Origin of the sequence: Bradyrhizobium sp. HKCCYLRH2060 (assembly GCF_051168135.1) — a bacterium.
Classification (GTDB): Bacteria; Pseudomonadota; Alphaproteobacteria; order Rhizobiales; family Xanthobacteraceae; genus Bradyrhizobium.
This window is the reverse complement of sequence record NZ_JBNPUK010000008.1, coordinates 90,465-112,084: the sequence shown is the minus strand read 5'-3', so window position 1 is coordinate 112,084 and position 21,620 is coordinate 90,465. Positions and strand designations below refer to the sequence as shown.

Annotated in this window: 22 protein-coding genes; 11 read left to right on the top strand and 11 right to left on the bottom strand. The window is 66.1% G+C overall.

The genetic code is table 11. The annotated features are described in order from the left end of the window. Window positions 1-479 precede the first annotated feature (479 nt). Both ACQR10_RS17405 and glnA read left to right on the top strand, forming a co-directional pair. Window positions 480-818, top strand: coding sequence for a P-II family nitrogen regulator (locus ACQR10_RS17405; RefSeq protein ID WP_009027873.1), 339 nt, complete (start codon window positions 480-482; stop codon window positions 816-818). Between the two features lie 223 nt (window positions 819-1,041). Beyond that, window positions 1,042-2,451 carry a type I glutamate--ammonia ligase gene (gene glnA, locus ACQR10_RS17400; RefSeq protein ID WP_315799685.1) on the top strand — a complete coding sequence of 470 codons (1,410 nt, stop codon included), beginning with the start codon at window positions 1,042-1,044 and terminating at the stop codon, window positions 2,449-2,451. Between the two features lie 298 nt (window positions 2,452-2,749). Here the strand turns inward: glnA and ACQR10_RS17395 are convergent, their stop codons facing one another. After that, a complete protein-coding gene (locus ACQR10_RS17395; RefSeq protein WP_315779418.1) occupies window positions 2,750-3,352 on the bottom strand; it encodes a hypothetical protein in 603 nt (200 codons plus the stop codon). 201 nt (window positions 3,353-3,553) lie between these two features. Here ACQR10_RS17395 and ACQR10_RS17390 point away from each other — a divergent pair, with 201 nt between their 5' ends. From ACQR10_RS17390 to ACQR10_RS17380, 3 genes are all read left to right on the top strand, one after another. After that, window positions 3,554-4,456, top strand: a complete 903-nt coding sequence (locus tag ACQR10_RS17390) for an AraC family transcriptional regulator (protein ID WP_316217850.1) — start codon at window positions 3,554-3,556, stop codon at window positions 4,454-4,456. Window positions 4,457-4,580: 124 nt separating this feature from the next. Continuing rightward, entirely contained in the window at window positions 4,581-5,867 is a 1,287-nt protein-coding gene (locus tag ACQR10_RS17385) for an MFS transporter (protein WP_316217849.1), read from the top strand. Next, window positions 5,860-6,774 carry an amidohydrolase family protein gene (locus tag ACQR10_RS17380; RefSeq protein ID WP_316217848.1) on the top strand — a complete coding sequence of 305 codons (915 nt, stop codon included), beginning with the start codon at window positions 5,860-5,862 and terminating at the stop codon, window positions 6,772-6,774. The genes ACQR10_RS17385 and ACQR10_RS17380 overlap by 8 nt, the downstream gene beginning before the upstream one ends. Window positions 6,775-6,830: 56 nt before the next feature. Here the strand turns inward: ACQR10_RS17380 and ACQR10_RS17375 are convergent, their stop codons facing one another. Further along, window positions 6,831-7,442 (bottom strand): hypothetical protein, encoded by a 612-nt coding sequence (locus ACQR10_RS17375; RefSeq protein ID WP_315799681.1) that lies wholly within the window; start codon window positions 7,440-7,442, stop codon window positions 6,831-6,833. A gap of 81 nt (window positions 7,443-7,523) precedes the next feature. Continuing rightward, window positions 7,524-8,294 carry a gamma-glutamyl-gamma-aminobutyrate hydrolase family protein gene (locus ACQR10_RS17370; protein WP_315799680.1) on the bottom strand — a complete coding sequence of 257 codons (771 nt, stop codon included), beginning with the start codon at window positions 8,292-8,294 and terminating at the stop codon, window positions 7,524-7,526. Window positions 8,295-8,534: 240 nt separating this feature from the next. Here ACQR10_RS17370 and ACQR10_RS17365 point away from each other — a divergent pair, with 240 nt between their 5' ends. Continuing rightward, window positions 8,535-9,683, top strand: coding sequence for an AI-2E family transporter (locus tag ACQR10_RS17365; RefSeq protein ID WP_315799679.1), 1,149 nt, complete (start codon window positions 8,535-8,537; stop codon window positions 9,681-9,683). An 18-nt stretch (window positions 9,684-9,701) separates the two neighbouring features. Here ACQR10_RS17365 and ACQR10_RS17360 read toward each other — a convergent pair whose 3' ends face one another. From ACQR10_RS17360 to ACQR10_RS17345, 4 genes are all read right to left on the bottom strand, one after another. Further along, on the bottom strand, window positions 9,702-10,871 hold the full coding sequence (locus tag ACQR10_RS17360; protein ID WP_315799678.1) for a M20 aminoacylase family protein: 1,170 nt from the start codon (window positions 10,869-10,871) through the stop codon (window positions 9,702-9,704). Window positions 10,872-11,031: 160 nt separating this feature from the next. Further along, complete coding sequence (locus ACQR10_RS17355; protein WP_315799677.1) at window positions 11,032-11,580, bottom strand: HD domain-containing protein; 549 nt, start codon at window positions 11,578-11,580, stop codon at window positions 11,032-11,034. A 36-nt stretch (window positions 11,581-11,616) separates the two neighbouring features. After that, window positions 11,617-11,919 (bottom strand): antibiotic biosynthesis monooxygenase family protein, encoded by a 303-nt coding sequence (locus ACQR10_RS17350; RefSeq protein ID WP_315799676.1) that lies wholly within the window; start codon window positions 11,917-11,919, stop codon window positions 11,617-11,619. Between the two features lie 69 nt (window positions 11,920-11,988). After that, window positions 11,989-13,212: a GGDEF domain-containing protein gene (locus ACQR10_RS17345; RefSeq protein ID WP_316217847.1), complete on the bottom strand. Its 1,224-nt coding sequence runs from the start codon at window positions 13,210-13,212 to the stop codon at window positions 11,989-11,991. A gap of 387 nt (window positions 13,213-13,599) precedes the next feature. Between ACQR10_RS17345 and ACQR10_RS17340 the strand changes: the two genes are divergently transcribed. Next, window positions 13,600-15,696 (top strand): LamG-like jellyroll fold domain-containing protein, encoded by a 2,097-nt coding sequence (locus ACQR10_RS17340; RefSeq protein ID WP_316217846.1) that lies wholly within the window; start codon window positions 13,600-13,602, stop codon window positions 15,694-15,696. Window positions 15,697-15,785: 89 nt separating this feature from the next. Here the strand turns inward: ACQR10_RS17340 and rpsI are convergent, their stop codons facing one another. The 3 genes from rpsI to ACQR10_RS17325 form a co-directional block, all read right to left on the bottom strand. After that, complete coding sequence (rpsI, locus tag ACQR10_RS17335) at window positions 15,786-16,268, bottom strand: 30S ribosomal protein S9 (RefSeq protein WP_006611043.1); 483 nt, start codon at window positions 16,266-16,268, stop codon at window positions 15,786-15,788. Between the two features lies 1 nt (window position 16,269). Next, window positions 16,270-16,734 carry a 50S ribosomal protein L13 gene (rplM, locus tag ACQR10_RS17330; RefSeq protein ID WP_315799673.1) on the bottom strand — a complete coding sequence of 155 codons (465 nt, stop codon included), beginning with the start codon at window positions 16,732-16,734 and terminating at the stop codon, window positions 16,270-16,272. A gap of 158 nt (window positions 16,735-16,892) precedes the next feature. Continuing rightward, complete coding sequence (locus ACQR10_RS17325) at window positions 16,893-17,321, bottom strand: PaaI family thioesterase (RefSeq protein ID WP_315799672.1); 429 nt, start codon at window positions 17,319-17,321, stop codon at window positions 16,893-16,895. A gap of 70 nt (window positions 17,322-17,391) precedes the next feature. Between ACQR10_RS17325 and ACQR10_RS17320 the strand changes: the two genes are divergently transcribed. The 3 genes from ACQR10_RS17320 (at window position 17,392) to ACQR10_RS17310 (ending at window position 20,545) form a co-directional block, all read left to right on the top strand. Continuing rightward, window positions 17,392-18,213: an enoyl-CoA hydratase gene (locus ACQR10_RS17320; RefSeq protein WP_315799671.1), complete on the top strand. Its 822-nt coding sequence runs from the start codon at window positions 17,392-17,394 to the stop codon at window positions 18,211-18,213. A gap of 238 nt (window positions 18,214-18,451) precedes the next feature. Then, the gene (locus tag ACQR10_RS17315) at window positions 18,452-19,036 is read left to right on the top strand and encodes a CoA-binding protein (protein WP_315799670.1); all 585 of its coding nucleotides are present in this window, start codon (window positions 18,452-18,454) and stop codon (window positions 19,034-19,036) included. Between the two features lie 225 nt (window positions 19,037-19,261). Continuing rightward, on the top strand, window positions 19,262-20,545 hold the full coding sequence (locus ACQR10_RS17310; RefSeq protein ID WP_434912025.1) for an O-acetylhomoserine aminocarboxypropyltransferase: 1,284 nt from the start codon (window positions 19,262-19,264) through the stop codon (window positions 20,543-20,545). A gap of 229 nt (window positions 20,546-20,774) precedes the next feature. Here ACQR10_RS17310 and ACQR10_RS17305 read toward each other — a convergent pair whose 3' ends face one another. Further along, entirely contained in the window at window positions 20,775-20,969 is a 195-nt protein-coding gene (locus ACQR10_RS17305; protein WP_315799668.1) for a hypothetical protein, read from the bottom strand. A gap of 313 nt (window positions 20,970-21,282) precedes the next feature. Between ACQR10_RS17305 and ACQR10_RS17300 the strand changes: the two genes are divergently transcribed. Then, window positions 21,283-21,618: a hypothetical protein gene (locus ACQR10_RS17300; protein WP_316237415.1), complete on the top strand. Its 336-nt coding sequence runs from the start codon at window positions 21,283-21,285 to the stop codon at window positions 21,616-21,618. Window positions 21,619-21,620: the final 2 nt, after the last annotated feature.

Below are 21,620 nucleotides of genomic sequence, written 5' to 3'. Positions count from 1 at the left end.
CTCAGCGGGCGTCGGCGCCCCGTCCCGAGGAGCCGGCGCGCGCGAATCCCGCGCTTCCTATTGCCGCGCCGGCCCGCAACTTCCAAGGGCGCTGCGCGTCTGGCAAGACGCGACGAAACCCGGCATGTCGCCTTTTCCCTGGGCATTTCGGACAGCGCGCGTCTGGATCGTCGATGTCTGCACAACGTTTGATCTGTTTGCCTAATCTCAAGGCTCCGGTATTCTAGACGTTCCTTGAGGGAATCGTCAGGGCGCTCGTGAAATGCCTGATTATCGGCCCTATTTGGGCCCGTTAACGACTTGGCATAGACCCTGCTTTTGTGGAGCCACTTCGGCACGGGGCAAGTCGGGCAGTCAATCACCGGGCCTCCGCCGGAGAGTGTCGGGCCCGGTAGCGAAATGATCGAACGACCTGCGCGTGGGCGCAGCCTGACGATGACCCACCTGTTGTTTATAGCGGAATGCCCGGGAGGCGCTCAGTGAAGAAGATCGAAGCCATCATCAAGCCGTTCAAGCTCGACGAGGTGAAGGAGGCGCTTCAGGAAGTGGGACTTCAGGGCATCACCGTCACCGAAGCCAAGGGTTTTGGCCGGCAGAAGGGTCATGCCGAGCTGTACCGGGGCGCCGAATACATCGTCGATTTCCTGCCCAAGGTGAAGATCGAGATCGTGATCGGCGACGACCTGGTCGAGCGTGCGATCGAGGCGATCCGCCGCGCCGCCCAGACCGGCCGCATCGGCGACGGCAAGATCTTCGTGTCCAACATCGAGGAAGCGATCCGCATCCGAACCGGCGAATCCGGTCTGGACGCGATCTAGCCTGACCCGGGGCCTGGAACGGACCGTCCGCTCCGGGCCCTGCACAGAACGTTTGCTGCGCCAGCAGCCCTCACGGCAGCTCAGGCGTCCTCTGCGAGGCGCTTGCACGCGGCCGTTTTGGCGTTTCCGATATTGTCTTGGTCCCCGCGCGAGGCTAATGGAGCATGACCCGCGGACGCCGTCCCGCGCCGGGCCGTGACGTTATAAGCCAAGAGGGGTATTCATGAAGACCGCCAAGGACGTCTTGAAAGCAATCAAGGACAACGACGTCAAATATGTCGACCTCCGCTTCACCGACCCGCGGGGCAAGTGGCAGCACGTCACCTTCGACGTCAGCATGATCGACGAAGACATTTTTGCCGAAGGCACCATGTTCGACGGCTCCTCGATCGCCGGCTGGAAGGCGATCAATGAATCCGACATGTGCCTGATGCCCGACCCGGTGACCGCGACGATCGATCCGTTCTTCGCCGAAACCACCATGATCATCACCTGCGACGTGCTCGAGCCGACCACCGGCGAGCCGTACAATCGCGACCCGCGCGGCATCGCCAAGAAGGCCGAGGCGATGGTGAAGTCGATGGGCGTGGGCGACAGCGTGTTCGTCGGCCCGGAGGCCGAGTTCTTCGTGTTCGACGACGTCCGCTACAGCTCCTCGCCCTACAACACCGGCTTCCGCCTCGACTCCTCCGAGCTGCCGATCAACTCGGACACCGAGTATGAGGGCGGCAATCTCGGCCACCGCATCCGCACCAAGGCCGGCTACTTCCCGGTGCCGCCGCAGGACTCGGTGCAGGACATGCGCTCGGAGATGCTCGGCGCCATGGCGCGCATGGGCGTCAAGGTCGAGAAGCACCATCACGAGGTCGCTTCCGCCCAGCACGAGCTCGGCATGAAGTTCGACACGCTGACCCTGATGGCCGACCAGATGCAGATCTACAAGTACTGCATCCACCAGGTCGCGCACATCTACGGCAAGACCGCCACCTTCATGCCGAAGCCGGTCTATGGTGACAACGGCTCGGGCATGCACGTCCACCAGTCGATCTGGAAGGACGGCAAGCCGGTGTTCGCAGGCAACAAGTATTCCGACCTGTCGGAGACCTGCCTGTCCTACATCGCCGGCATCATCAAGCACGCCAAGGCGATCAACGCCTTCACCAACCCGTCGACCAACTCCTACAAGCGTCTGGTCCCGGGCTATGAGGCGCCGGTGCTGCTCGCCTACTCCGCGCGCAACCGCTCGGCCTCGTGCCGCATCCCCTACACCTCCTCGCCGAAGGCCAAGCGCGTCGAGGTCCGCTTCCCCGATCCGATGGCCAACCCCTATCTCGGCTTCGCCGCGATGCTGATGGCCGGCCTCGACGGCGTGAAGAACAAGCTCGATCCGGGCCCGGCGATGGACAAGGATCTCTACGACCTGCCGAAGGAAGAGCTGAAGCAGATCCCGACCGTCTGCGGCTCGCTCCGCGAGGCGCTCGAGAACCTCGACAAGGACCGCGCCTTCCTGAAGGCCGGCGGCGTGTTCGACGACGACTTCATCGACAGCTACATCGCGCTGAAGATGACCGAGGTCGAGCGCTTCGAAATGACCCCGCACCCGGTCGAGTTCGACATGTACTACTCGGGCTGATCGCCCGACACGATCGGCGGATCACGAAGGCGCCCCCTCGCGGGGCGCCTTTTTGTTAAATGGCGCGTTGTTTGTTGAAAAAAGATCACGGGCCTCGTCCTTCGAGACGCTTGGCTTCGCCAAGCTCCTCAGGATGAGGAGATGGAGCTCGCGCAGAAGACGCAAGGTGGGAGATCTCGCGTGGTGTCAGATGCATCTCCTCATGGTGAGGAGGCGCGCGCAGGTCATCCGGTGAAAGCGCTGTTGGCAGATGCGCGCCGTCTCGAACCATGAGGCCCGCTCGTTAACGCAGCAGCTGCTATTTCTCGGGGAAGCGAACCTCGATCTGCTCGACCACCGGTCCCCATTTACGCATCGTGGCGTTGTCGGATGCAACCGGATCGCCATCGGGCGCGCCTCTGACGTCCTTGCCCTGCCCGAAGCGCACCACGATTTCGCATCCGCCCGCCAACGGACGACCTAGCACGCCGCCCTTCCAGTTGATGACGAAACCGCTGAAATCCGAGTCGATCCCGGTGACGAGAAAGGGCTTGCCGTTGATCTTCTGAACCTGTGCCAATGTCGAACCGATCGTCACCCCAGCCACGTTCCAGTGACTGGTCTTGGCATCTCGCACCGTCAATCGTGCAACGCGGGTCATCGCATCATCCGCGAAGAACACGTCGATGCGCCAGTCCGGAGATTGCGGCAGCAGGGCCACGCCTCGATACGTGATGTCCTCCACGCCAGTGTAGAGATCCTCCGCGACCACCGCCTCCCCGCCATAGCGCTGCATCAGACTCTTGGCGGAATCGCCGACCGACACCGGGGAGGTGCAGGTGATCGGCCCGTCGGCCGGAGGCGCCGTCTGCGCCGATACCGGCGCGGCAAGCAGCATCAAGAGAACGATGGAATTGCGCACGGCGTCTCCTCACTCCTGTGCGACGCTACCACCGCTGCACAGCAAATATCACCCGGATAATATTTGCCGATAATCAGGCGGCCTTGAGGCGACGTCGACCCGCGACGCTGGAGAACGCCGCGCCCTGCCTGCCCGGAGGTCGCCAGCCCGGCAAGACAATGCTAAAATCTACATCAGCCATTCAGCCAGACGTCCCTCCCCATGCAGCTCAATCCCCTTCGTCATGCCGAGCGCGTCACCGGACGCCGGCAGTCGGCGCTGATCGACCTGTGGTCGACGGCCGGGTTTGCCGCGGCGGTCAGCGAGGTCACCGGGCCGCATCTTTACGAGTATGGCGAGCTGCCGGTCCCGACGGTGGCGATCACGCTATATGACGTCCGGCGTCACGTCCTGATCGAGGATGGCAAGGTGCGGCGCGATGCGCCGGTCAGCGCCGGGCGTTTCCGGATCGGCCAGCCCGGCTGCAGCGTGGTGGTCGATGCCGTGCCGGAGGTCCGCTCGGGCCCGCTGCTCATTCTGTATCTCGGCGATGCCCTGCTGAAGGAGGTCGCGGCCTCCCGCGGCTGCGCGGCGCGGGTCACGCTGACGCACCAGGCCTGGGACACCGAGGATCCGATGCTGGAAGCCGCGGCGAAGCGGCTGGTCGAGAGCTGCGGCGATGGCGGCAGGCCGAGCCGACTGCTCGCCGAGCAGTTCGCCTACACGCTGGCGCTGCACGTCTCGGACCGCTACGCGACGCAGCGCCCGACCGGACCGGAGCAGGCGCCGCCGCTGGACGACCGGGTGCGGGCGCGCATCGCGGAGTTCGTGCGCGCCGATCCCGGCGCCCCGCTCACCCTGGCAGCGATGGCGGAGGTGGCGGGGATGAGCCCGTCCTCCTTCCTCCGCAGCTTCAAGCAGGCGACCGGAACGACGCCGCATCGGTTCGTCGTCGAGCAGCGCGTGCTGGCCGCGCGCCGGCTGCTTTCGACCTCCGATCTGCCGATCGTCGAGATCGCATTGTCGCTCGGCTTCTCCTCGCAATCGCATTTCGGCGCCGCGTTCCGGGCGGTGACCGGCGAGAGTCCGGCGCGCTATCGCCGCATGCAGCGCGGCGGCCGGTGATTTCCTGACAAGGCTGCACGCAGCAGCGCCGATCCTGACGATTTTCTGACAGACACCGCCGGATCTTTCAGCGAACTCTGCCGCGGATCGACCGTTCAACAAGAGCGGCGCATGGGAGGCGAGGATGTCGACAGCTGCAGACACGGTGGTGCCGATCGAGGATACGAGCCTCACCGGCTTCTACAATGGCATGACCACGGCCGAACGGCGCACCTTCTGGGCCTGCGCCACGGGCTGGGCGCTCGACGGCATGGACTTCATGATCTACCCGCTGGTGATCGGCACGATCATCGCGCTGTGGAAGGTTGACGCCGGCACCGCGGGCCTCGCCGGCACGGTGACGCTGCTCGCCTCGGCCTTCGGCGGCTGGGCGGCGGGCTATCTCGCCGACCGCATCGGCCGCGTCCGGACGCTGCAGTTCACCATCATCTGGTTCTCGCTGTTCTCGCTGCTGTGCGCGTTCGCGCAGAACTTCGAGCAATTGCTGGTGCTGCGAGCCCTGCTCGGACTCGGCTTCGGCGGTGAATGGGCGGCCGGCGCGGTGCTGATGGGCGAGACCATTCGCGCCCAGTATCGCGGCCGCGCCGTCGGCAGCGTGCAGTCCGGCTGGGCCGTCGGCTGGGGCCTCGCGGTGCTGGCGCAAGCCGCCTTGTTCTCGCTGCTGCCGGCCGATCAGGCGTGGCGGTGGATGTTCGCGATCGGGGCCTTGCCGGCGCTGCTGGTGCTGTATCTGCGCGCCTTTGTAAAGGAGCCGGAGGTCGCGGCCGCCGCACGCGCCAAGGTCGCCGCCGCCGGCGACCGCCCGTCGATCCTGGAGATCTTCCAGGGACCGATCCTGAAGACCACCATTCTCGCCTCGCTGGTGGCGACCGGCTGCCAGGGCGGCTACTACGCGATCACCTTCTGGGTGCCGCGCTTCCTCACCACCGAGCGCAAGCTCTCGATCGTGACCTCGACCGGCTATCTCGCCGCCCTCATCATCGGCTCGTTCATCGGCTATCTGGTCGGCGCCTGGTATGCGGATCGTTTCGGCCGGCGCAACCTGTTCCTGGTGTTCTCGCTCGGCGCCATGGTCGTGGTCGCCGCCTACACCCAGCTGCCGCTGTCGAACGAGCTGCTGTGGCTGCTCGGCTTTCCGCTCGGCTTCTTCGCCTCGGGCTATTTCTCCGGCATGGGCGCGTTCCTGACCGAGCTCTATCCCACGCGCTTGCGCGGCTCCGGCCAGGGCTTCTGCTACAATTTCGGCCGCGGCATCGGCGCGCTGTTTCCGTTCCTGGTCGGCTATCTGTCGCAGATGACCTCGCTCGCCACCGCGATCTGCCTGTTCGCTCTGTTCGCCTATGCGCTGTTCTTCGTCGCCGCCTATGCGCTGCCGGAGACGCGCGGCAAGGTGCTGCACGCCGATGCGTGAGATCGCACCCGACGCCGATCGGGCTCCCGCCTGCGCGGGGCCCGATCCGCATCCGCGCAGGGCCTCCCGCTTCATCGTGCCGCCAGGCGCGGTCGACACCCACGCCCATGTCATCGGGCTGCCGCCGCGCCATCCCTTCGTGGCCGAGCGCAGCTACACGCCGCCGGAGGCCACCGCGGCCTCCTATCTGGCGATGCTCGATGCCACCGGCATGACCTATGGCGTGCTGGTCCAGGTCAGCGTCCACGGCACCGACAACAGCCTGATGGTCGAGACGCTGGGCGCCAACCGCGAGCGGCTGCGCGGCATCGCGGTGATCCCGCTCGGCCTGCCGGACCGCGAGCTGGCGGCGTTGCAGCAGGCCGGCGTGGTCGGTTTGCGCCTCAATGTTCTCTATGGCGGCGGCATCGGCTTCGATCAGCTGCACGACTACGCCGCGCTCGCCCGCGAGCTCGGCTGGCACCTGCAGTTCCTGATCGACGCCGCCGACCTGCCGGCCCTGGCGCCGCGGCTGGAAGGGCTCGCGGTGCCGATCGTGATCGATCACTGGGGCCACTTCCCGGTGTCGCGTGGGACAGCCGATCCCGGCTTCCAGACGCTGGTCTCGCTGGTGCGCGACGGCGCCTGGGTCAAGCTGTCCGGCGCCTACCGCAACACGGTCGCCGGACCGCCCTATGCCGACACGGTCCCCTTCGTCCGCCGCCTCCACGCGGCCGCCCCCGACCGCTGCGTCTGGGGCTCCGACTGGCCGCACGTCGCGCACCGCGGCCACATGATGAACGTCGGCGAGCTGCTCGACCTCTTGGCCGACTGGGTGCCCGATGCCGCCGCCCGCAACCGCGTCCTCGCCGATAACGCCCAGCGGCTGTACGGGTTTCCGCCGAGCGGAGGCAGACACTCATCGTGATCGATCAATGGTGGTGACGATCACCGGTCTCAGCCGGCGCCGAGGGATGACTCCGATTACTTCGCAGCGAAATTGACTCCGATCTCGGTCACCACGGGCGCGAGCTTCAGCAGCGCCGGATTGTCGGACGACACCTTCACGCCGTCCCCCGAGAGCGCACGTGGCGTATCCTTCTCGGTGCCGAACCGCACCGTCACCGAGCAGCCGCCCGGCAGCATGCGCCCGAGGGCGCCGTTCTTGAAGTCGGTGACATAGCCGCCATAGTCCCAGCCGAAGCCCGCGACGACGAAAGGCTTGCCGTTGGCCTTCTGGACCGCAGCGAGGCTCGCGCCGATGGAAATGCCGGCCACGGTCCAGCGGCTGGTCTTGGCGGTGTCGCGAAGGGTCAGTCCGGACACCGTGGCGGTCTTGTCTTCGATGAAGGCGACTTCGATGCGGCGGTCCATCGCGCGGGGAAACAGCACGAGGCCCTTGTAGGTCTCCCCCTCCGCCCCCGGCAGATCCTCGATCACGGCTTCACTGCCATAGCGCTGCTTCAGGCTCTTCGCCGTGTCGGTCGCGGCCGCGGGCAGCGCGCAGGTGATCGGCCCTTCGGTCGGCGGCGCGGTCTGAGCAGAAGCAGGACTGGCAACAGCCAGCGCAAGGACGGTGGTCAAGACATGGCGCATCAATGAACCCTTGTGAGACTGCGAAACAACGCGGCCGGCATCGTTAGGTCTGTTTCGCCGCATCTCGGGTTCAGGCCGACGTCACGACGACTGCCGCCGCTTCCTCACGGCATCCCCGAACGCCTCGAACAGCTTGCGGTTGATCGGGTTCTTCTGCGGATCGTATTCGGCGTGCCATTGCACGCCCAATGCGAAGCTCGGCGCGTCGGCGATACGGATCGCCTCGATGGTGCCGTCCTCGGCGATGCCCTCGATGACGACGCGGTCGCCCGGCTCGAGGATGCCCTGGCCGTGCAGCGAATTCACCTTGATGCTCTCGCAGCCGAGGATGCCGGCGAAGGCGCCGCCCGGGGTCAGCCGCACCTCGTGGCGGTCGGCGAAGATGACGGTCGGATCGGGATGGATCTCGCCATTCTCCAGCCGGGGCATGCGATGGTTCATGCGGCCGGGAATCTCGCGGATCTCCGGATGCAGCGAGCCGCCGAAGGCGACGTTCATCTCCTGGAGGCCGCGGCAGATGCCGAACAGCGGGATGCCTCGGGAGACGCAAGCCTCCGTCAACTGCAGGGCGACCTCGTCGCGATGGATGTCGTAGGGCTCGTGCTTGAGACTGGGCTCGGTGTTGAAGCGGGTCGGGTGCACGTTGGCACGGGCGCCGGTCAGGACCACGCCATCGACGACATCGAGCAGCGCGGCGATGTCGGTGATCTCGGGAACGCCGGCAAACATCAGCGGCAGCGCGCCTGCGACCTCGGCCACGGCGCTCAGGTTGCGTTCGCCCACCATCTGTACGGTGAACCTGTTCTCGACGCGATGGCTGTTGCCGATCACGCCGACGACCGGACGCTTCATGGCCCTCGTTTCTCTCCCTGGGAGCCCAGGCTCGATCTCCAATGAGCCCGGAGGCACAGATCATGCCTCGACAAATCATGCCTGTGTCGCAAAGCCGGATCAACATATGGCGGCGCGGGTCGCCAATGCCAATTCCGGACAACCCCGCAAGCGTCCCGCCGCAACCCCATCCCAAGCCTGCGCTTGATCCGCCAGCCGTTTTCGCCAATGTGTGGGGCCGATCAGCACAGAGGACGCCCCATGACCGCCCCCGCCGACCCGCGCCTCCAGGCCCGCAGCGACCTGGCCTGGGCCATCGCCGTGGGCGGCATCGGGGTGATCCTGTTCATGGCCGCGCTCGCCTTCAGCTGGTATTACGCTGCGGCGCTGTTCCTGCTGTTCTCCGGCATGCTGCTCGGTGTCGCGCTCAACGCGATGACCAGCCTGCTCGGCCGCGTGCTGCCCTGGCCGCACCCGGCGCGGCTCGTCATCGTCTGCGTGGCGCTCGCGGCCGTGCTCGTCGGCATCGTCTTCCTGGGCGGCACCACCATCGCGGAGCAGGCCAAGGTGCTGAGCGATACGATCAAGTCGCAGCTCGGCAACATCAAGGGCTTCCTCGACCGCAACGGCATCGACACCAGCTTCTTCGACTTCAACGCTGCGAACACGGCCACTGCCGCGCCTGATGGCGGCTCGACCACACCGACCCAGACGCCGTCCCATGGCCTGCCGGGCGGCCTGCCCTCGCCGAGCGCGCTGGCCTCCTCCGGCGGCGCCATCGTCAGCCAGACCTTCAAGCTGCTGCTCGGCACCGTCAGCGCCGTCGGCAACTTCTTCATTGTGCTGTTCCTGGGGCTCGCCTTCGCCGCCCAGCCGGCGGTCTATCGCAGCGGATTGCTATTCCTGGCGCCGGCGAAATACCGCGACCAAGCCACCGTGATCGTCGACCGCATCAGCTATACGCTGGAGCGCTGGCTGATCGCCCAGATCACGACGATGTTCGCGGTGTTCCTGGTCACCTGGATCGGCCTTGCCATCATCGGCGTGCAGAGCTCGTTCATCCTGGGCATCCAGGCCGGCCTGCTGGCCTTCATTCCGACCGTTGGCGCGATCATCGCGGGCGTCATCGTGGTGCTGGCGAGCCTTGCCTCCGGCTGGGTCGCAGCGGTCAGCGCCTTCGTGCTGTTCCTCGGCGTGCACGCGATGGAGAGCTATGTGCTGACGCCGCTGATCCAGCGCCAGGCGCTGGACATCCCACCGGCCACGCTGTTCGCGTTCCAGATCCTGCTCGGCATCGTGTTCGGCGTCTGGGGCCTGACCCTGGCGCTGCCGCTGATGGCGATCGCCAAGGTCATGATCGACTATTTCAAGAGCGACCACCGCACCGAGGACGCCGCCGCCGCGATCTGAGAGATCGGTTGCGGCGGTTCAGCCCGCCGGCATCGCGGTCTCGACGAGCTTGGCCCAATAGCTGATGCCGTGCGGGATCACGTCATCGTTGAAATCATATTCGGGGTGATGCACGCCGGCGCCATCGCCGATGCCCATGAAGACGAACGCGCCGGGCCGCGCCTGCAGCATGTAGGCGAAGTCCTCGCCGCCGAGCCGGGGCGGCATGTCGGTGATGACCTGATCCGGCCCGACGACGCTGCGCGCCACGTCGGCGGCGAACGCGGTCTGCTCCGCATGGTTGATGACGACCGGATAACCCCATTCGTAGTCGATCTCCGCCTCGACGCCCATGCCGCTCGCGAGCGCCGTCACGAGGCCCTTGAAGCGCTCGTCCATCAAACGGCGGATGTCCTCGTCGAGCGTGCGCACGGTGCCGCCGATGATCGCGGTCTGCGGAATGATGTTGTCGGCGGTCGTCCCCGCGTGGAAGCGCGTGATCGACAGCACCGCGCTCTCGACCGGATCGACGTTGCGCGCCACGATCGTCTGCAGCGCGGTCACGATCTGCGCGCCGGCGATGATCGGATCGACGCATTTGTTCGGCCGCGCGGCATGGCCGCCGAGGCCTTTCAGGCGCACCTCGAAGGTGTCGGCGGCGGCCATCACCGCGCCGGTGCGCGTCGCGACGGTCCCGAGCGGAAGACCCGGCGCGTTGTGCAGGCCATAGACCTCCTCGATGCCGAAGCGCTCCATCAGGCCGTCCTCGACCATCGCACGGCCACCGGCCCCGCCCTCCTCGGCCGGCTGAAAGATGACGATGGCGGTGCCAGCGAAGTTGCGCGTCTCGGCGAGATAGCGCGCCGCGCCCAGCAGCATCGCGGTGTGGCCGTCATGGCCGCAGGCGTGCATCCGGCCTGGAATGGTGGACTTGTGCGGGAGGTCGCCGACCTCCTGCAGCGGCAGCGCATCCATGTCGGCGCGCAAGCCGATGACACGCTGCGACGGCTCGCGCCCGCGGATGACGCCGACCACGCCGGTCCTGCCGATACCGGCGACGACCTCATCGACGCCGAACGACCTCAACAGCTCGGCAACGCGCGCGGCCGTCCGATGCACCTCGTAGAGCAGCTCGGGATGCTGGTGGAAGTCGCGGCGCCAGACCTTGGCGTCTTCGGCGAGCTCGGCGGCGCGGTTGATGATCGGCATGACGGAGTTCCGGAAAATGAGAGCACGCCGTGGCGACGCGCGTGTCATCTCATTGCATGTCGCGCGACGGCAAAACACAAGCCACATTCGCTCATGCGATGCTGCGCAGGCTGCATTGCCGCGCTGATGCGGCCGTTCAAAAACGCCTGAGCTGATCCGCTTAGGATCGAAGGCCGCGCAGCTCGCGGGCGAGATTGCTCCGCGCCTTCCGGTCGAGCGCGGCGGCAAAGCCCGCATCCGGATAGATCACGGGGCGGCTTGCGAAGCGCTCCAGCACCGCCGCGCGCCCGGCGCGGTAGGCGTCGTCCGGCACATCAGCATATTCGCGCCGGATCGCATCGGCATAGGCGTCGTAGCTGGCCTCGTCGCTGCCGAGAATGGCGAGATCGATCGAGACGAGCAGCGCGCCCAGCCGATCGCCGGGCGCGACATCGTGGGTGCGGGTCAGCCGGATCAGGCGTCCGACCTCGTCGCGCAGATCGGCAGCGACATGACGCTCGGCAAGGACGGCGCTCTGCTCCTCATTGTCGGACCGCGTCGGATCATACACGACGTCGTGCCACCAGATCGCGAGCGTCAGGATCTCGCGGTCGCGGACGTTGAGGTCGGCAACGCGAGCGAGCTCGGCCAGGCAGTCCTGGATGTGGCGAAGATCATGGTAGTGCCGTCCCGCCGCGGAGTAGGCTTCGACCAGATCGTCATGCGTCATGGTGGCGTTCCGTCGGCAGCAGCGGCTACGCGGTGCTCAGCCGGCCGAGGTCAGCACCGTCTCGGTGTGCTCGACATCCGGAGGGCTGGCGAAATACTGCCCGACCAGGCCGCGCCATTCGGTGAAGTTCTCCGAGCCACGGAAATCGACCGTGTGGCTCTCGAGCGTCTCCCACTTCACCATCAGGCGGTAGCGTTGCGGCTTCTCGATCGACTTGTGCAGCTCGAAGCCGTGAAAGCCCTTGGAGCGGCCGAAGGCAGCGCGCGCCTTCGCGACGGCGGCCTCGAAATCCTTCTCCGTGCCCGGCTTGACGTCGATCTGAGCGATTTCCGTGATCATGGTCTGTCGGCCTCCCCTGGCGTTGGACCGCTTGTCTAGCCCAGACCTCGGGCGAGCGAAAGCCGCGCCTCAGCTCGACAATACCGCCTGTTCCGACTGCGGCAGGCTGGCAGAAGCGGCGGCGCGCTGGCGGCGGTAGCGGTCGAGCGACAGCGGCAGCTCCTCCGACGCTTCGACCCGGTTGCGACCGGAGCGCTTGGCCTTGTAGAGCGCGGTATCGGCGGCCGCGAGCAGCACGTCGAGTTCGGTCCCGCCCGGCCCGCCGGCGACGCCGATGCTGACGGTGGTGTCCACCGGCTGGTCCTCGCGCACCACCCCGGAGGCCGCGAACGCCTCGCGGACACGCTCGGCGGCGACCATGGCCTCTTCGATGGAACAGGGCAGAAGGGCTGCGAACTCCTCGCCGCCGATCCGGCCCGAGAGATCGGTGAGGCGCAGATTGTTGACCACGACGTCTGCGAAGATCTTCAGGACCTCATCGCCCTCGGCGTGGCCGAAGCGGTCGTTGATCGACTTGAAATGATCGATGTCGAAGATCAGCACGCTGACCGGCCGCTGCTCGCGCGCCTCGCGCTCGATTAGTTGCGCGCAGGACTCGGCAAAGCCGCGCCGATTGAGCAGGCCCGTCAGCGGGTCGGTGGTCGCCGCGCGCTTGTGGGCGCTGACGATGCGCTCCGACACCAGCATGAAGATCACGAACACCGTGCCGACAGCGTAGAGCACGAGCTCGATCGAGAAGATCGTGACCCAGGCCCCGGCGAAGGCGCCGTCGGACTCGCGCAGCATGTTGCCGAGCAGGATCGGCAGCATCAGGACGAAGCCGTGCATCACCGGCACGATCAGCGCCGGCCAGCGCTTGTGCAGAGACCGCCGCCGCTCCTGCCACAGCTCGGCCGCGGTGAGCATGGCGTAGATCACGACGATCGCGGCGCCGATCGTCAGCCGCAGCGCCTGCGCCGAGGGATCGAGCAGCATGCCGCTGGCGATCCAGACGATGGCGCCGAGCACGAGCCCGGGCACGCTCGGCAGCTTGCCATGAAACACGCGCGCGGCGTTCCACACCATGGCGGTGGCGATCAGGCCGATCGAGCTCAGGAACAGCGACACCACCTCGCCATAGAGCTCGCCGATCAACGTCCACAGCGCGATCGCGACCGCGCCGAGGACGTAGGCCGCGCCCCACCAGCGCAGCGCCGGCGTGTTCTCCTGCCGGCCGAAGTGCAGCAACATGGCGCCAAGCAGCGCCGCGACCATGGTCGCTACGATGTCGAGCGTCATGCTGTCGAGTGCCATCCGTCACCTCGGTTGCTGCGGCGGCGCGGAGACTTTGGTTAGCGCGGCCTTGTCGCGATCAACCTAGCGAGCGGTTTGTTCGAAAGAGGTTTGCCTGGGATACCAAGTTTTCTCGAAAAGCTCGGCACAACTCGTCGGCAAATTGCTGCGCAAAATGCTGCAAACAGGATTCAAAACCGATCGCGCCAGACACCATGCGCGCCCGCCTTGATTGCACGAAATGCAGCTCATTATTGAGAGTTGCGGAACTGAGCATGTGGAATCAATCGTTTCCCGCTCCGCACCGAACACTCATGGAAACGATAAGAAACCTTCTCAAATTTGAGATCATCTCTCCCTACCACGGCGCGACAGCAGCGCGATCGATCGCATGCGATGGGGACGAGAATGTCTTTCGACGACGATTCATACGACAGCCAGGCCGCAACAAATCATCCGTCGCGCGATCCGCAAGCAACGCAGGGCGTCGATCGCCGCACGCTGCTGCGCAATGCCATGGGCGTCTCGGCGCTCGGCCTCGGTGCCAGCCTGCTGCCGGGCCAGGCCGCGCACGCGCATTGGCGCATGCACCACCATCATCACCACGTCACCACCAGCTTCGCGCTCGCCGTCCTCCCCGATACGCAGTTCTACTCGCGCTATGCGACCTCCGAGGAAGGCCAGGCCTATCAGCGGCAATATGGCAGCACGCCCTATCCGGCGCAGACCCGGTTCATCGTCGACAACGCCGCGAAATATCACATCCCATTCGCGATCCATCTCGGCGACGTCGTCGACCAGTCCAAGCATCCGCAGCAATGGGCCGTCGCCGACGCCGCGATGAAGCTGCTGGAGAACGCCGGCCGGCCGTATTCGGTGCTCGCCGGCAATCACGACGTGCTGTCGGCGCTGGAGTTCGAGAGCGCGGCGAGCCAGAGCGCGGGCACCGATGCGCAGCGCGGTTCATCGGAGCCGTATCTGTCCTGGTTTCCGGCCAGCCGCGCGGCGAAGCAGCGGACCTTCCTGGAGCGGCATCCGAGCGGCTGGCACGAGGCGCATGTGTTCCACGCCTGCGGCGTCAGCTTCATGGTGCTGTCGCTGTCGTGGCGTGCCTCGGACGACGCCATCGCCTGGGCGCGGAGCATGATCGCGCGGCACCCGATGCTGCCGGTGATCCTCGCCAACCATCAGTTGCTCAATATCGGCAATGACGGCACGAGCCCGCTCGAGGTCGCCTACGGTCAATACCTCTGGGAGAAGCTGATCCGCAGCAACGACCAGATCTTCATGACGCTCAACGGCCACTATCATGGCGGCGCCCTGCTGACGAAGATCAACGACTTCCATAACCCCGTGCACCAGATGGTGGTCGACTATCAGATGGCCTATCAGGGCGGCAACGGCCTGATGCGGCTCTACGAGTTCGACTTCACGGCCAACAAGATCGACGTCGCCTCGTTCTCGCCTTGGGTGGTCGAGAAGCCGAAGGACAGTCTCAAGCAGTTCGACCGCGCCTGGCTGACGGAGGACAACCACGAGTTCTCGATTGCCATCGACTTCCGCCGGCGTTTTTCACGCTTCACCAATTTCTGCCATCTGCCGGCCTTCGCCGGCACGCCGATCCTGCCGCGGGTGAAGCAGGATCTCTATGCCAACTACACCGAGGCGCCGGAGCCGGTGGTGGTGCCGCCCGCGAACGAACAGGACTATCCGCTGATCGCCGAGACAACAGCGCATTGGCGGATCGCGTCGTCGGCGATCGGCAAGGCGGTGGCCGCCGGCACCGCGCTGTCGGACCTCACCGCCGCCAACCCAATGCAGCGCGCATCGCTCGCCGGCGCCGCGGAGGTCGCCGATGTGGCCTTCACCGCCGACAAGCACCGCCTGTCGTCAGCGCCGGGGAGCGTTCAGTTCCTCAACACCACCAAGCAAGGCGCCGGCCGCTTCAGCTGGTTCACGACGGCGGCCAACGCGCCGATCAATGCCGCGACCTTCGCATCCGGCTACACGGTCGAGGCCTTCATCAAGATCGATCCGAACTGGAAGGCGGCCGATCATGCCTGGTGCAACATACTCACCCGCTTCGGCAACCGCGGCTGGCTGCCGGGCTATGCCGGCGGCGACCCGGAATCGCCGCCGATCCTGTTCGCGATCTCCAACCTCCGCGAGGTGCAGTGGGAGATCGTGCCGTCGAGCTCGACCAGGCAGCCGCAGACCGACTGGTCCGGCGAGATCATGCTCGACACCTGGTATCACCTCGCCATCGTCAACGACCCCACCGATAACTCCACCGTGCTCTACATCGAGGGCGCGCCGGTCGTGCGCAGCGTGATCGGCGGCAACGGCATCGCGAGCGTCGCAGCGTCCCAGCCCTGGGCGCTCGGCTGCGGCTGGTGGGACCGCGCGCCGTCCGATGGCTTCATCGGCAGCATCGGCGAGGTCCGCGTGGTGTCGAAGCCGCTGGCGCCGAGCCAATGGCTGACCGCGCGCCGCGCCAGCGCCTGATCACACAACCTCCAAGCAAAACGGGCGCCCGCGAGGGCGCCCGTTCGTATTGGTAGCTGACGGATCCGGCCGCAGCCGGACCCAGGAGATCAGCGCTTCGAGAACTGGAAGGAGCGGCGGGCCTTGGCCTTGCCGTACTTCTTACGCTCGACGACGCGCGAGTCGCGGGTCAGGAAGCCGCCCTTCTTGAGGACGCTGCGCAGCTCCGGCTCGAAATTGGTCAGAGCCTTGGACAGGCCGTGACGCACCGCGCCGGCCTGGCCGGACAGACCGCCGCCGGCGACCGTGCAGATCACGTCGTACTGGCCCTTGCGGGCGGCGACGACCATCGGCTGCTCGATCATCATGCGCAGCACCGGACGGGCGAAGTAGACCTCGATGTCGCGGGTGTTGACGGTGACCTTGCCGGAGCCCGGCTTGATCCAGACGCGGGCGACCGCGTCCTTGCGCTTGCCGGTGGCATAGGCGCGGCCGAACTTGTCGACCTTCTTCTCATACTTCGGAGCGTCCGGGGCCGTGACGGCGCCCTTGAGCTGCGACAGCTGATCGAGAGACTGGATGCTTTCGGCCATCTTATGCGGCCCTCGTGTTCTTGCGGTTCAACTTGGCGATGTCGATCTTCTCGGGGTTCTGCGCCTCGTGCGGATGATCAGGTCCGCCATAGACACGCAGATTGCCCATCTGCACGCGGCCGAGCGGGCCGCGCGGGATCATGCGCTCGATGGCCTTCTCGATCACGCGCTCGGGGAAGCGGCCCTCGAGGATCTGGCGCGCGGTGCGCTCCTTGACGTGGCCGACATAGCCGGTGTGCTTGTAGTACGTCTTCTGCTCGCGCTTGCGGCCGGTCAGCACGGCATGCGCGGCATTGACGATGATGACGTTGTCGCCGCAATCGACGTGCGGGGTATAGATCGGGAGGTGCTTGCCCCGCAGCCGCATCGCGACCAGCGTGGCGAGACGACCGACGACCAGACCCTTGGCGTCGATGACGACCCACTTCTTCTGGACCTCGGCCGGCTTTGCCGAAAAGGTTTTCATGAGAGATATCCGTGACAGGGAGAATGCGGCGCGGGTGACGCGCCGAACTGGTCGCAGCTTCTAGAGAAGCGGCCTGCATTCGTCAACGCCATCCACGCGAAATTAATGCAATAAAAACAGCGACTTACAAATATGGTGCAATAATACCCTCAAAAACCCTACGCATTCGGAATGGAATAGGTCGCCGTGACATGGGCGATCGGATCAGGCGATTCCCCTGACAACAGCGTGACTTCGCCGACCGCAAGCCGCTTGCCGAGCTTGAGCAGCCGCGCCTCCGCCAGCACGTCGGCGCCGGCCGCGCCCTTGCGCAGGAAGTTGATGTTGAGATTCGTGGTCACGGCGAGCCCGACCGGGCCGATCGCCGACAAGAGCACCACGTACATCGCGAAATCGGCCAGCGCCATCAGTGTCGGCCCGGAGACGGTGCCGCCTGGGCGCAACATGCGCTCGTTGAAGCGCTGGCGCATCCGGCAGCTCTTGCCATCGGCGCTCTCGATCGAAATGTCGCCGCCGGTGCGGAACGCCTGGGGAAATTCCGCGTGCAGGAACGCTTCCAGCTCCGCGATGGTCATCTTCGCCGTCATGTCTCCCCCTGCTCTCGTCGTCGCTCATCTGTTACATTAGCTGCATCGACGCGCCCATATGGAAATCGCAATGTCCGCCCCTGCCCTCGCCGACGCCGCCGATACGCCGATTTTGTTGCGCGAGATGGCGGGCGCCGTCGCCGTGCTCACGCTCAACCGCCCGGCACAGCGCAACAGCCTGTCGGAGCCGCTGATCGCAGAGCTGCATCAGGCCCTGGCCGAGATCGGCGCCGACAAGGCCGTGCGCGCCGTGGTGATCGCAGCAAATGGCCCGGCGTTCTGCGCCGGCCATGACCTCAAGGAACTCACCGCGCATCGCGGCGACGCCGACCGCGGCCGCGCCTTCTTCGCCAAACTGATGAATGCCTGCAGTGCGATGATGCAGGCGATCGTGCATCTGCCGAAGCCCGTTGTCGCGTCCGTGCAGGGCATCGCCACCGCCGCCGGCTGCCAACTGGTCGCGAGCTGCGATCTCGCCGTCGCCTCCGAGCGCGCCTCGTTCGCTACGCCCGGCGTCGACATCGGCCTGTTCTGCTCGACGCCGATGGTGGCGCTGTCGCGCAACGTGCCCCGCAAGCAGGCGATGGAGATGCTGCTGACCGGCGAGCCGGTTCCCGCCCCGCGCGCCCGCGAATTGGGCCTCGTCAACCGCGTGGTCACGGCCGGCACGGAGCGCGACACCGCGATTGCGCTGGCACAACAAGTGGCGCGCAAATCGGCCTATACGATCAAGCTCGGCAAGGAGGCATTCTACCGCCAGGCCGAGATGAGCCTTGCCGACGCCTATCGCTATGCGGCAGAGGTGATGACGCAGAACATGCTCGCCCGCGACGCGGAGGAAGGCATCGGCGCCTTCATCGAAAAGCGGACGCCGACGTGGCGGGATGAGTGAGCACCGACGCTCTCTCCGCCGTCATCGCGAGCGCAGCGCCGCGATCCAGAGTCCCACCCGAGCCCCTGGATTGCTTCGTCGCTGTCGCTCCTCGCAATGACGGTTTCAGCAACTTCGTCATTCCGGGGCGATGCGAAGCATCGAACCCGGAATCTCGAATTGGTCGAACTCAGCTCGAGATTCCGGGTTCGCCCTCCGGGCGCCCTGGAATGACGGCAACTAATAGAAGTGCACGCCCATGAATCACGACACCTACCCCGACGACTACATCCGCGGCATTCTCAACGGTGTGAAGGTGATCGCGATGGTCGGCGCCTCGCCGTCCGAGATCCGGCCGAGCTTCTTCGCCTTCAAATATCTGGTGCAACGCGGCTACGACATGATCCCGGTGAATCCCGGCCATGTCGGCAAGAGCCTGATGGGCCGCCCCTTCGTCGCCTCGCTCGCCGACATCGGCCGCCCGATCGACATGGTCGACATCTTCCGGAGCTCGCAGCACATCATGCCCGTCGTCGACGAGGCGCTGAAGCTCTCACCCTTGCCGAAGGTGATCTGGATGCAGCTCGGCGCGCGTGACGATGCGGCGGCCGAGAAGGCCGAGGCCGCCGGGCTGAAGGTCGTGATGAACCGATGCCCCAAGATCGAGTATGGCCGGCTGTCGTCGGAGATCTCGTGGATGGGCGTCAACTCCCGCACCATCAGCGCCAAGCGCGCGCCAATCCCGACCCAGGGCATGCGGCTGTCGCTGAACCGCACCAGCGTCGGCGGCGGCGCGACGGCCGCGGCCGACCGCGCAGCGAAGGACAGAAGCGATCCCACCTGACGCATCTGCGAAAGGAACGTGTCGCGACGACGGCGCGACACAGCAGCGCATTTCAAATCGGAGCGATCGGCGACGGCAGCCTTGACGCCATCCTGGCCGCTGGCAAATGTCCTCCGCCGGGATGACGCGGAGGCGCACGATGCGCGCTATCGACACCGTCCCCCATCATCGATCCCTGCGCCAGCTGGCGCCGGCGCGCAACGGATCAAGCCAAGAGGAAACACCATGACCGAACGTCCCCCGGGATTTGCCACCCTCGCCATTCACGCCGGCGCCCAGCCCGACCCGACCACGGGCGCGCGGGCGACGCCGATCTACCAGACCACGTCCTTCGTGTTCAACGATGCCGACCACGCCGCCTCGCTGTTCGGGCTGCAGGCGTTCGGCAACATCTACACCCGCATCGGCAACCCGACCAATGCGGTGCTGGAGGAGCGCGTCGCCGCGCTCGAGGGCGGCACCGCCGCGCTGGCCGTTGCCTCGGGCCATGCCGCGCAGGTCGTGGCGCTGCAGCAGTTGCTGGCCCCGGGCGACGAATTCATTGCCGCGCGAAAACTCTATGGCGGCTCGATCAACCAGTTCACGCACGCGTTCAAGAGTTTCGGCTGGAACGTGGTGTGGGCCGACACAGATAACGTCGCGAGCTTCGAGGCCGCGGTCTCGCCGCGCACCAAGGCGATCTTCATCGAGTCGCTCGCCAATCCCGGCGGCACCATCACCGACATCGAGGCGGTCGCGCAGGTCGCGCGCAAGGCGGGCGTGCCGCTGATCGTCGACAATACCTTGGCCTCGCCCTACCTGATCCGCCCGATCGATCACGGCGCCGACATCGTGCTGCACTCGCTGACCAAGTTCCTCGGCGGCCACGGCAACTCGATCGGCGGCGTCATCGTCGATGCCGGCACCTTCGACTGGGCCGGCGGTGGCGACAAATATCCGATGCTGACGCAGCCGCGTCCCGAATATCACGGCATCCGCCTGCACGAGACGTTCGGCAATTTCGCCTTCGCGATCGCCTGCCGCGTGCTGGGCCTGCGCGATCTCGGCCCCGCGCTGTCGCCGTTCAACGCCTTCATGATCCTGACGGGCATCGAGACGCTGCCGCTGCGCATGCAGAAGCACTGCGACAACGCCAAGGCGGTCGCCGAATATCTCAGCAGGCATCCCGCCGTGGCGTCGGTGAGTTACGCCGGCCTGCCCGAGGACAAGTATCACACGCTCGCCCGCAAATACTGCCCGAAAGGCGCCGGCGCCGTGTTCACCTTCTCGCTCAAGGGTGGCTACGATGCCGGGGTCAAGCTGGTGTCGAACCTGAAGCTGTTCTCGCATCTCGCCAATGTCGGCGACACCCGCTCGCTGGTGATCCACCCGGCCTCGACCACCCACAGCCAGCTCGACGATGCCGCCAAGATCAAGGCCGGCGCCGGCCCCGACATCGTCCGCATCTCCGTCGGCATCGAGGACAAGGAAGACCTGATCGCCGACCTCGAGCAGGCGCTGAGCGCGTAGGCGGGTCGGCAGCTGCGCTGAACGTGCGGCGATCTCAGACGCGAGTTGCACACGCATATCGCCATCGACGTCATGCCCGGGGCTTGACGAACGGCTGAGACCGAGATGGCGATCCGGGCCTCGAAAACAAAGAGAGCGCGACAGGCCTCCCCTGGCCTTCCGCGCTCTCTTTCGTCCCACGGTCATGCCGTTGCCGGCGTCTCGGACCGCGCCCTCGTTAACTCCGGATCTAGCTCAGCAGCACCAGCAGGCTCGCCTGCGCGGGGCTCGTCAGCGGAAGCGCGGCGGTCGCGATCGACCGGCGCGCCGTCAGCGCCTGGCGACAGGCGGCGACCTCGTCGGCGATGGCAAGATGCGGTTGCGACGCTTCAGTCCTGGACAGCAGCCTGAGACGTGCGGACGCCGACATCACGATGACCGACATGCGCGAACCCTTCTGGTCTGACACTCTGATGGAAATGCAGCAGAGATTTTCATCCCGGACGCAGACAGTGCTGGTTTGCGTCCAGCCGGCCTTCAAAATCGCCGGCACCCGTAACCTTGCACCCGCAGAACTTAACAAAAGCTGAAAAAGCCCGTCCTTCTACGGGTGATTGCAGCCCCGTTCCGCGCGCTGGAAGGTTTTCGTTAACCATACAGGGCCCATCCTGCCGGCCATGGAATCGCTCCGGTGCAGCCAACAGCACCGATGTCGCATGGCATCACGCCGGCCGTCCCGGAGCTGCAAGGAGAGCAGAATGCGAACGTTGGTGATCATGATGCTGCTGGCGGCCATCGCGGCGAATGGCGTCGTGCTCGCAGCCGACCTGCCGGCCGTCCACGACAAGCTCGTCCACTACAAGGCCCGCCGCGCCGTCAAGGCGCCGCCCACAATCGTCGTCGTCAAGGACCAGGACTCGCTGATCTCCCCGATGTGGCCCTCCACGCCGCTGCTGCTCGGCCGCCAGGAGCTGCCCGGCTATTACGGCCGCGCCTTCTCCTACGACTACCAGGGCGCGTATTACGGCGGCGAAGGCTACACCAACTACATGTTCCGCCTGCCTTATGCCTGCGGCGTGTACGGGTATTGTTGAGG

Bases quoted from the DNA above. Each gene is read 5' to 3' on its own strand.
- glnA (WP_315799685.1), top strand. From the start codon at position 1,042: ATGAAGACCGCCAAGGACGTCTTGAAAGCAATCAAGGACAACGACGTC.
- ACQR10_RS17390 (WP_316217850.1), top strand. From the start codon at position 3,554: ATGCAGCTCAATCCCCTTCGTCATGCCGAGCGCGTCACCGGACGCCGG.
- ACQR10_RS17385 (WP_316217849.1), top strand. From the start codon at position 4,581: ATGTCGACAGCTGCAGACACGGTGGTGCCGATCGAGGATACGAGCCTC.
- ACQR10_RS17380 (WP_316217848.1), top strand. From the start codon at position 5,860: ATGCGTGAGATCGCACCCGACGCCGATCGGGCTCCCGCCTGCGCGGGG.
- ACQR10_RS17375 (WP_315799681.1), bottom strand. From the start codon at position 7,442: ATGCGCCATGTCTTGACCACCGTCCTTGCGCTGGCTGTTGCCAGTCCT.
- ACQR10_RS17370 (WP_315799680.1), bottom strand. From the start codon at position 8,294: ATGAAGCGTCCGGTCGTCGGCGTGATCGGCAACAGCCATCGCGTCGAG.
- ACQR10_RS17365 (WP_315799679.1), top strand. From the start codon at position 8,535: ATGACCGCCCCCGCCGACCCGCGCCTCCAGGCCCGCAGCGACCTGGCC.
- ACQR10_RS17360 (WP_315799678.1), bottom strand. From the start codon at position 10,871: ATGCCGATCATCAACCGCGCCGCCGAGCTCGCCGAAGACGCCAAGGTC.
- ACQR10_RS17355 (WP_315799677.1), bottom strand. From the start codon at position 11,580: ATGACGCATGACGATCTGGTCGAAGCCTACTCCGCGGCGGGACGGCAC.
- ACQR10_RS17350 (WP_315799676.1), bottom strand. From the start codon at position 11,919: ATGATCACGGAAATCGCTCAGATCGACGTCAAGCCGGGCACGGAGAAG.
- ACQR10_RS17345 (WP_316217847.1), bottom strand. From the start codon at position 13,212: ATGGCACTCGACAGCATGACGCTCGACATCGTAGCGACCATGGTCGCG.
- ACQR10_RS17340 (WP_316217846.1), top strand. From the start codon at position 13,600: ATGTCTTTCGACGACGATTCATACGACAGCCAGGCCGCAACAAATCAT.
- rpsI (WP_006611043.1), bottom strand. From the start codon at position 16,268: ATGGCCGAAAGCATCCAGTCTCTCGATCAGCTGTCGCAGCTCAAGGGC.
- rplM (WP_315799673.1), bottom strand. From the start codon at position 16,734: ATGAAAACCTTTTCGGCAAAGCCGGCCGAGGTCCAGAAGAAGTGGGTC.
- ACQR10_RS17325 (WP_315799672.1), bottom strand. From the start codon at position 17,321: ATGACGGCGAAGATGACCATCGCGGAGCTGGAAGCGTTCCTGCACGCG.
- ACQR10_RS17320 (WP_315799671.1), top strand. From the start codon at position 17,392: ATGTCCGCCCCTGCCCTCGCCGACGCCGCCGATACGCCGATTTTGTTG.
- ACQR10_RS17315 (WP_315799670.1), top strand. From the start codon at position 18,452: ATGAATCACGACACCTACCCCGACGACTACATCCGCGGCATTCTCAAC.
- ACQR10_RS17310 (WP_434912025.1), top strand. From the start codon at position 19,262: ATGACCGAACGTCCCCCGGGATTTGCCACCCTCGCCATTCACGCCGGC.
- ACQR10_RS17305 (WP_315799668.1), bottom strand. From the start codon at position 20,969: ATGTCGGTCATCGTGATGTCGGCGTCCGCACGTCTCAGGCTGCTGTCC.
- ACQR10_RS17300 (WP_316237415.1), top strand. From the start codon at position 21,283: ATGCGAACGTTGGTGATCATGATGCTGCTGGCGGCCATCGCGGCGAAT.